This window comes from bacterium (assembly GCA_035703895.1).
In the GTDB taxonomy this organism is placed as follows: domain Bacteria; phylum Sysuimicrobiota; class Sysuimicrobiia; order Sysuimicrobiales; family Segetimicrobiaceae; genus Segetimicrobium.
In genome coordinates this window covers 43,969-52,476 of record DASSXJ010000104.1, presented here as the reverse complement: position 1 = coordinate 52,476, position 8,508 = coordinate 43,969, and the positions used below count along the sequence as shown (strand labels likewise).

At 66.2% G+C, this 8,508-nt stretch carries 7 protein-coding genes; 3 read left to right on the top strand and 4 right to left on the bottom strand.

Going from position 1 to position 8,508, the window contains the following annotated elements; genetic code table 11:
• A partial coding sequence (locus VFP86_07165; GenBank protein ID HET8999408.1) for a hypothetical protein occupies positions 1 to 321 on the top strand: 321 nt, incomplete at its 5' end.
• A 42-nt stretch (positions 322 to 363) separates the two neighbouring features.
• Here the strand turns inward: VFP86_07165 and VFP86_07160 are convergent.
• From VFP86_07160 to VFP86_07145, 4 genes are read right to left on the bottom strand one after another with little or no spacing between them, the layout of a single operon-like run.
• Positions 364 to 1,059 carry a 5'-methylthioadenosine/S-adenosylhomocysteine nucleosidase gene (locus tag VFP86_07160; GenBank protein ID HET8999407.1) on the bottom strand — a complete coding sequence of 232 codons (696 nt, stop codon included), beginning with the start codon at positions 1,057 to 1,059 and terminating at the stop codon, positions 364 to 366.
• Positions 1,056 to 1,901: a methyltransferase domain-containing protein gene (locus VFP86_07155; GenBank protein ID HET8999406.1), complete on the bottom strand. Its 846-nt coding sequence runs from the start codon at positions 1,899 to 1,901 to the stop codon at positions 1,056 to 1,058. Before VFP86_07155 ends, VFP86_07160 begins: the two co-directional genes overlap by 4 nt.
• Before the next feature lie 21 nt (positions 1,902 to 1,922).
• Complete coding sequence (locus VFP86_07150) at positions 1,923 to 4,262, bottom strand: penicillin acylase family protein (protein ID HET8999405.1); 2,340 nt, start codon at positions 4,260 to 4,262, stop codon at positions 1,923 to 1,925.
• Between the two features lie 38 nt (positions 4,263 to 4,300).
• Positions 4,301 to 6,175 carry a S9 family peptidase gene (locus VFP86_07145; protein ID HET8999404.1) on the bottom strand — a complete coding sequence of 625 codons (1,875 nt, stop codon included), beginning with the start codon at positions 6,173 to 6,175 and terminating at the stop codon, positions 4,301 to 4,303.
• Between the two features lie 130 nt (positions 6,176 to 6,305).
• Here VFP86_07145 and VFP86_07140 point away from each other — a divergent pair, with 130 nt between their 5' ends.
• Positions 6,306 to 7,352, top strand: a complete 1,047-nt coding sequence (locus VFP86_07140; protein ID HET8999403.1) for a 2-dehydropantoate 2-reductase — start codon at positions 6,306 to 6,308, stop codon at positions 7,350 to 7,352.
• Positions 7,353 to 7,373: 21 nt separating this feature from the next.
• On the top strand, positions 7,374 to 8,507 hold the full coding sequence (locus VFP86_07135; GenBank protein ID HET8999402.1) for a M20 family metallopeptidase: 1,134 nt from the start codon (positions 7,374 to 7,376) through the stop codon (positions 8,505 to 8,507).
• Position 8,508: the final 1 nt, after the last annotated feature.

Sequence of the window (8,508 nt, the reverse complement as noted above, 5' to 3'; positions counted from 1 at the left end):
GCGCTCCTCTTCTGGAGCGGCCGTCCCGACCCCGATTTCAACATCTATCCCTTTGTGACCCAGTCGGGCATGGGCGGGCTGAACTTCACGGGGTACGCCGACTCGAAGGTCCAGTCGCTGCTGGACGCGGCGCGGCTCCTCAACGACATGACCCAGCGTCGGCGCGCGTACGCCGATGTGACGAAGATCCTCGCCGATGATGTGCCGTACGCCTTGCTGTTCTATCCCAGAGAGTACAAATTGCTCTCCACCCGCGTCCACGGGTTCACGCTCGTCCCCGACGGGATGCTGCGGCTCCGGACGGTGTGGCTCTCGCCGTAGATGGGGACCCGCCCGAGACGTATTATGTCACCAGAATCCAAGTTATCCCGTCGTTGGGCGATTGCTACTCCATCGCGCCAGAGCGATAACCACCTGTGCGACACCTTTCAGCGCCCGTTTGACATTTAGCCGAAAATCGCGTGCCGCCGTATCATCAGCGCCATCTGTCACACCGCGAATTTCGATGAACGGCACTCCGCTGAACTGGCTGGCCCGTGCCCCGCCAGCTCCTTCCCACGCGACCGCCAAGGCCTCGGTGAGTTTGTGAATGGCTGCCCGTCTTTCAACATCCATCACATCTTCATCTCCGCTTGCAATGGGGCCATAATGTACGTTCAGTGAAGGGACCGCTTGTACGGCCTGGCGGCAACATTCTAATGCTCGTTCCGAACTGCTGAAGCGTGGGAGAAGAGGCTTGCCAAATTTATTCCGAATATCATGCTCCACGGTCTCGGTGGCGATGACAACATCTCCGACAGAAAGACCACTCGCAAGTGCGCCGGCCGCACCAGCACAAATGACCACATCCCAATTGCCTGCATCGATCAGATGCTGAGTCTGAACAGCGAACTGCGCCTTGCCAAGGCCGCCGTGAGCGGCTGCCATCTCCAACACTGGAAAGTATGCGATCGAAAGCTTTCCCATGGCGAGGGGCTTGGCTTGGTAGCCTTGCTCGAAGCACGCGTGCACAAAGGAATCGAGTTCTTCCTGTGTTGGAATAACCGTCAGTATCTTCATTCGGGAGGCACACGGCCGGTGGCGAAGATCACCGCGACATCGAACCAGATGCCACGGTCCGTGGCCAATGCCGAGACTTCGCTCAGGTGCTCGGCCTTGAACCGCTCCAGGTCCGCGGCAGACAGCTGAGACAGCGGTCCCCGAAATCCGCTTCCCCAGGCGAACTCCCACCATTCGCCGGCCGAAGCGAAATGGTAGCCGAGTTGCTCCGTGGTGACTTGGATGTCGCGCAGCCCGGCGCCCTCCAATAACATCCGGCACTGTCCCGGGTCGGTCAATCGTTGCCAGCCGAACGGCCGTTTCTGCGGCGGAAGCGAAATCCCGTAGCCGCGGATGCGGGCTTCGAAGAGATCGGACTGAGGCTGGAACGCGGTCGCTCCGAACGCCGAGAACCCGACGCGCCCGCCCGGCTTGACGACTCGGGTCCATTCCCGAGGACCGGCCTGCATCTCGGGGAGAAAGAAGATGGACGAGGCGCAGATCACCGCATCGAAGGTACGGGCTTGGAAAGGTAGCGCTTCCGCATCGGCCTCTTGCAGGTCGACGTTCGAAAGGTCGGTAGCGGCGACGTTGCGTCGGGCCTGCGCCAGCATCTCCGTCGCGATGTCGACACCTGTCACGCGGCCGGTGGGCCCCACCCGGCGTGCCGCGGCCAAGGCGGCGGCTCCCGTACCCGTCGCCACATCTAAAATCTGCTGGCCGCGCTGCATGTCTACCAGCTCTACCAGACGCGAGGCGACCAGCCGGAAAAACCGCAGGGGCGACCGGTCGTAGCCGGAGGACGCCAGGTTGTAGACGCCGGCGACCCTGCGCTTGTGGTCGCTGAGTTCCTGGTCCGTCATTGGTGTCACCTCCCACGTGCACTAGGGCGTGATCGTCAACGTGCCTTCGGCTTCCTCTTCGATGCGAGGACGGGAGAAGAGCATCGGATGGTAGCCCCCCGTCGCCCACAGCGACGCGAAGTCTTTGTAGTGGCGATGAAACGGCAGACCGCTCTGTCCGGTCGTGTGGATCGCGACCGATCGGTCCCAGTCGCCCACGTCGATGACCTGCCTATAGGATGCCACGATGATCTGCGAAAACGTGTCCTCGGCGAAGCCGCCGTTATTGACCGTGAAGAGGTCGCCGCCCGTCGGTGGGGCGCCCGCGTTGAAGATCCACGACAGCGCCCACACGCGCCCGAGCGGGTGGACGAAGCGCATCGTGTGGAGCCGTCCCCACGTCCACCTCGATCGGTCGGATCCGAGCCGGCGGGTCAGGACCTCGTGGGCCTCCTTGAGGGCGTCTGCGATGACGGCGTCGTGGCCCTCCGACCCCCACCACCGCGAGGAAGGATCGCGGAGCAGGCGATCCAGGGCCACCTGCCACGCTTCCGGCCGCTCGATGTACTGCTTGTACAGGTCGTCTCCAAGGATGTCCTTGAACACCCGAGGGACGAGCGCGATGCGGAACGCCTCGTAGATGGCGGCCGGCCGGCTGTCCGAGCGTAGGACGCCGTCCCAGGACAGGAGCTCTGCGAGCATTCCGGCGGCAGGTTCCTGGGTGGTGCGGAGGCCGGCCAGCGCACGCACGATCTCCCGCCCCGGAAGCGACATTGCGTCCAGTTGGATGGCCTGCATGTCGGCGATCGTGGCCCGCCGGAGTGGGGCCAGCAGCGACTCGATGCGGGCGGCGCGAAACCCCGGGCCCCACTCCTGTGTCAGGAAGAACGGATAGGAGTCCGACACGATCCGGTTATTGGCGGTGACGATGTATCCGCGGGGTGGACGCGGCACCGACGGGAGGCGGTCGAACGGGATCTCGCCCACCCACTCGTAGTCGCCCGTCCATCCGGGGACGGGTACCAGCGCGTCGCCCTTCGCGCGGATCGGGATCCGCCCGGGGAGTTGATAGCCGATGTTGTCCTTGCGGTCCGCGTACACGAAGTTCTGGGCCGGGACCGTCCACAAGCGCAGCGCGGCTCTGAACTCGTCCCAAGTCCGCGCGCGGTCGAGCCCCAGGAGGGACGCGGTGACGGTCCCGGGTTCGAGCGCGGTCCACCGGAGCGCGAGGAACGCGCCGAGGCCCCCCACGACGTCGTTGATGATCGGGCCGTGCCGCGTGATCCGCACGGTCTCGACGACAGGATCACGCCGCCCCCTCACGCCGATCGCCTCACGGATCACCCTGGCGGGTTCCCACCGGCCGCGGTAGAGGTAGCGGGCCGGATCGGTGGGATGGAACTGCTCGATATACAGATCCTGCACGTCCGGAAAGGCGTTTGTCACCCCCCACGCGATGTCCGCGTTGTGGCCGATGACCACCCCGGGGACCCCCGGCAACGTCGCGCCCGTCACGTTATAGGGACCGCCGACGAGGTGCATCTCGTACCAGATCGCCGGCATCTGTGCTTCGAGATGGGGGTCGTTGGCGAGCAACGGGTGGCCGGTCGCCGTCCGGGAGGCTCCCAAGACCCAGTTGTTGCTGCCAATCCCCGAGGGAAGTCCGCCCGCATCCAGGAGCTGGAGGAGCGCGGTCGTGCGCCATGAGCCGTATCGCGATCCTCGGGGAATGATCACCGGGGCATCCGGGGAGTAGGGCGGGATGAGAAAGCGCATCCCCTCAACACCGAACCGGGCGATCAGTTGCGCCCGCAGCAACTGGTACCGCCAGTTACCGCCGAGCGTCCACGCCAAGAGTTTCCCGAAGGCCAGGGTGTCCGTGGGCGTCCAGAGGTCGGGCCGGTACCGCAGCAACGCAAACTCGATCGGGAGCCCCGAGCGATGTTGCGAAATCCACGCGTTGACGCCCGCGGCGTAGGCGGCGAGTACGGCGGCCGATGCCGGATCCAGGCGTGCTCGTTCCTCTTCGGCTGCGCGCCGCATCCCGATCGTGCGTAAGAAACGATCCGAGGGCAGCGTGACCTCGCCGAAGAGTTCGGACAGGCGCCCGCTCGGGACGCGCCGGTTGAAATCCATCTGCCAGAGGCGATCCTGGGCGTGGACGTATCCTTGGGCGAAAAAGAGATCGTGGACGTTCTGGGCGTAGAGATGCGGAATGCCCCACCGATCGCGGATGATCCCAACAGGAGCATCGAGGCCCGGAACCGCCAAGTGCCCGTTGATCCTGGGAAAGGTGCGCCACACCACCACGGCGCCGGTCCCGACCCCGGCCAGCACGACCAGGATCAGCAGGATCACGAAGATCGCAAGGAAGCGCCTCATAGACGGTATCTCCGGCGTGCGCTGTCGCGGGAGGTGGCCTACCCGCGCGGGCGTCGCGACTGCATGTGCGTGTCAAGAAACGCCGCAACCCGCCGGAAGGCGTCGATCTCGTTCTCCCGGCGCGCAAACCCGTGACCCTCGTGCTCGTAGATCTTCGCCTCAGCGGCGCCCCCGGCCACCCGGACCGCCTCGACGATCTGCTGGGTCTCCTCCGCCGGGCACCGGATGTCGTTCGCCCCGGCGAGGAGGAGGAGCGGGGCGCGGATCCGGTCCACAAAGAAGATCGGGGACCGGTCGCGCCAAAGATCGCCATTCTCCACGGGATCGCCCATCATCGAGCGGTCGTAGGCCTGGAGCACGGGGTCTTCGTGTTCGTACTCGGTAAACCAGTTTGCAAACGGGACGATTGCGACGCCGGCCGCCCAGAGCGCCGGAAACTTCGCGAGCGCCATGAGGGTGAGATAGCCGCCGTACGATGCTCCCATCACCGCGATGCGCTCCGGGTCCACATAGCCCGAGCCGGTGAGCCATTCGGCTGCCGCCACGACGTCGCGCAGGTCGCCGCCGCCAAGGTCCCGTTTGTTGGCCTGCCGGAATGCGCGGCCGAAGCCCGTGGATCCCCGGAAGTTCGGGGCCATCACCACAAACCCTCGGGAGGTCAGGAACTGCACCTGGGGGACCCAGCCGTTCGTGAACTGCGCGGTGGGACCGCCGTGAGGATAGACGATGGCGGGGTGAGACCGGCTGCGCTCGGCGTTGGCCGGCAGGTAGACGAACCCCGCGACCGGCGTCCCATCGAAGGAGGGATACACGACCAGGTGGGGCCGCGCGAAGTCCTCCGCGTCCATGCCCGCGACGAGGGAGTGACTGAGCCGCCGGAGCGCGCCCGTCTTGATCTCGTACGTCCAGATCTCGTTGGGGCTGCTCGAAGAGGCGTGGAGGAGGGCCAACCACATGCCATCGGGTGAGAAGCGTGCCGCCGACAGCACGCCGGCGGGCAGCGGGATCTCGGCCTCCGGACCATCCACAAGGCGGAGGAACACTCTGTGCGTCCCGCCTTCGTTTCGGACGTACACGAAGCGATCCTCAGCGGGGGAGATACCGACTGGGAGGGTCTCCCACTCTCCCGACGTGAGCCATGTTATCGCGCCGTTATCGATCTCCACCACCCCGGTGGCGGAGAGGTCCGATGGATTGGCGTTCGATCCCATGATCACCCGGCGACCGTCGCGAGTCCACCCGACCCCGCGTGAGGTCGTCGAATCGTCAATCGGGATGAGCACGCGTTCTGTACCGGTGTCGAGGTCGAGCACGCTCACGCCGTGGTTCAGATAGTTCCGCGTTCTGGTCAGCAGCAGGCGTCGGCCGTCAGGGCTCCAGCGGAGCCTGGCGCATTCTCCACGCTCGTTGCCGGCGATCCGGGTGACTTCGGTCGTTTCAGGATCCAGCACGTACACCTCATATGCGCCGGGTGACGCACGCTCCGCGGCGAACGCCAGGCGCCTGCCGTCAGGAGACCACCCAAAGCTCTCGTAGCCCACACCGTTCGTGTTCGTGATGTTTCGCGGGAAGCCGCCCGCCGGCGTCATGAGGAAGAGGTTCGGTTTCTCATCTCCGCCCCGGTCCTGGGTGTAGAGGAGCCACCGGCCGTCCGGGGACGGTTCCTCAAGCGCCGTACGTTCGTCCGATACCGTGATTTGGACCGGCCACCCCCCATCGGCCGGGACGCGCCAGATGTTGAACCGGCCGCTGGCGTTGGTCTCGAAGTAGAGATGCCGCCCGTCCGCCGACCACTCGACCGCGGCGATGCGCTTCGTATGATACAGACTCTCCAGGTCGAGTGGATGCGCGCCGGGGCGGCGAACGCTGTGGAGCGGCGCACTCGTCAAGTGCGATGCCGGGGTCGGAATCACGGCCAGGATCCTCGATGGATCAGATTGGCCACCGGCGGGAGGGCTCCTTCACGGAGGCGATGCCGACGCGCGCGCCGTATTACACTGCCGGATGATCGGTGACAAGCCACTGCCTAGGGGAGGATGCGCGATGCACTTCACGGTCATTGGCGCGGGCGCCATCGGGGGAACGATAGGGGCGCACCTCGCCCGTGCCGGGCACGGCGTCCTGATGGTGGACACCGTCGAAGAGCACGTGAACGCGATCGAACGGTCGGGGCTGACGATCGAGGGGAACCGCACGTTCCAAGTCCGTGTCCCGGCCGTCACGGTCGCGGGGCTGGCAGATGCGCTCGGCGGCCGTCCGCCCGAGGCGGTATTGCTGGCGGTCAAAGCGATGCACACCATAGGCGCCCTCGAGCCCATCGTCCCCCTCCTCGGGACCGACAGCTTCGTTGTGTCGATGCAGAATGGGCTCAACGAGACGGTGATCGCCAAGCGGATCGGTGCGGAGAAGACGGTAGGGGCGTTCGTGAATTTCGGGGCGGACTACCTCGGGCCGGGCCGCATCATGTACGGCGGGGCGGGAGCGCTCTACCTGGGTGAACTGGATGGGCGCCTGAGCCCGCGGCTCCAGCAGTTGGGGGTGATCCTCAAGGACGCGTTTCTCGAGCACACCACGCTGACACAAAACATCTGGGGCTACCTCTGGGGAAAGCTGGGATACGCATCGATGCTGTTCGCGACGGCCGTCGTGGACGAGACGATGGCGGAGGTGCTCGCCGATCCTCGCTGCCGGTCCCTGCTGGCCAACCTGGCCGCTGAGGTGGTCGAGGTCGCCGACGGGGAAGGGGTCCAGAGCGAAGGATTCGATGGATACGATCCTAATGCCATGCGGTTCGCCACGCCTCGGGACTGGGATGGGATCCAGCGCAGCCTCGATCGCCTCGTAGCATTCAACCGTCACTCGCTCAAGCAGAAGAGCGGCATCTGGCGCGATCTGGCCGTCCGGCGCCGGCGGACGGAGGTCGACGTGCAGCTCGGCGCCGTGGTCGATGTGGGCCGCCGGGCCGGAGTCCGCGCGCCGCTGAACGAGCAGCTGGTGGCGGTGATCCACGACCTCGAGGACGGGCGCCGTGAGATGCGCCGCGGGAACCTCGACGAACTGCGCCGGCTCGACGAGGAATTGTACCACTGAATTCGCACGGGAGGGAGTACCTTGCCCAGCTTTCGCTCCTCGGTTGACCGGCATCTGGAGGCGTTCCTGTCCGACCTGCGGACTTTTGTCGAGCTCGAATCGCCCACCGTGGACAAGGCCGCGTGCGACCGCGCGGGCCGGCATCTCGCGGAATGGTACCGTGAGTACGCGCGAGCGGAGATCACGTGGCACCGCCAGGAGCGATGGGGGGATCACTTTGAGGCCAGGATCGGGGAGGGCGCCCGCAAGATCCTGCTGCTGGGTCACTTCGACACGGTCTGGCCGGTCGGGACGGTCCAGCGGCTGCCGTGCCGGATCGATGGCGACCGGTTGACCGGCCCCGGATCGTTCGACATGAAGTACGGGGACCTCCAGGCGCTCTGGGGACTGCGGCTCGCCCTCGAGGCGGGCGTCGCCAAGGATAAGACGTTCACGTTTTTCGGCAACTCCGAAGAGGAGGTGGGAAGCCCCACGTCCCGTCCAATCATCGAGCGGCTGGCGCGCGCGTCGGAGTGCGTCTTCGTGCTCGAGCCATCCGTGGGCGCCGAAGGCGCGATCAAACTCTGGCGGAAAGGGGTGGGGATGTATCACCTCGATGTGGAGGGGGTCGCGAGCCACGCCGGAGCCGATCCGGAGAAAGGGCGAAGCGCCGTCCTCGAGCTGGCCCGCCAGGTCGTCGACCTGCACACGCTGAACGATCCGGCCCGCGGAACGACGGTGAACGTCGGCGTGGTCCGCGGGGGCACGCGCTCGAACGTCGTCGCGGCCCACGCTGAGGCGGAGATCGATCTCCGGGTCCGCACCGCGGAGGAGGCACGCCGGGCCGACGAGGGGATCCGCAACCGCCCCACCTTCATCCGCGGGACCTCGACCCGGATTACCGGGGGCCTGAACCGGCCGCCCATGGAGGAGACCGAGGCGTCACGCCGACTCTACATTCTGGCCAAGCGTATCGCGGCGGACGAGGGGTTCGATCTCCCTGCGAGCGGAACCGGCGGCGGCAGCGATGGCAACTTTACCGCGGCGCTCGGGGTACCCACGCTCGACGGGCTCGGCGCGGTCGGGGACGGCGGCCACGCCGAGCACGAACACGTCGTGGTCTCCACGATCGCCCCCCGCCTGGCCTGGTTTACGCGGTTGCTGGCGGAGGTGTGAC

Excerpts from the sequence above, each read along its gene's own strand:
- VFP86_07160 (HET8999407.1), bottom strand. The coding sequence starts at position 1,059 with ATGAAGATACTGACGGTTATTCCAACACAGGAAGAACTCGATTCCTTT.
- VFP86_07155 (HET8999406.1), bottom strand. The coding sequence starts at position 1,901 with ATGACGGACCAGGAACTCAGCGACCACAAGCGCAGGGTCGCCGGCGTC.
- VFP86_07150 (HET8999405.1), bottom strand. The coding sequence starts at position 4,262 with ATGAGGCGCTTCCTTGCGATCTTCGTGATCCTGCTGATCCTGGTCGTG.
- VFP86_07140 (HET8999403.1), top strand. The coding sequence starts at position 6,306 with ATGCACTTCACGGTCATTGGCGCGGGCGCCATCGGGGGAACGATAGGG.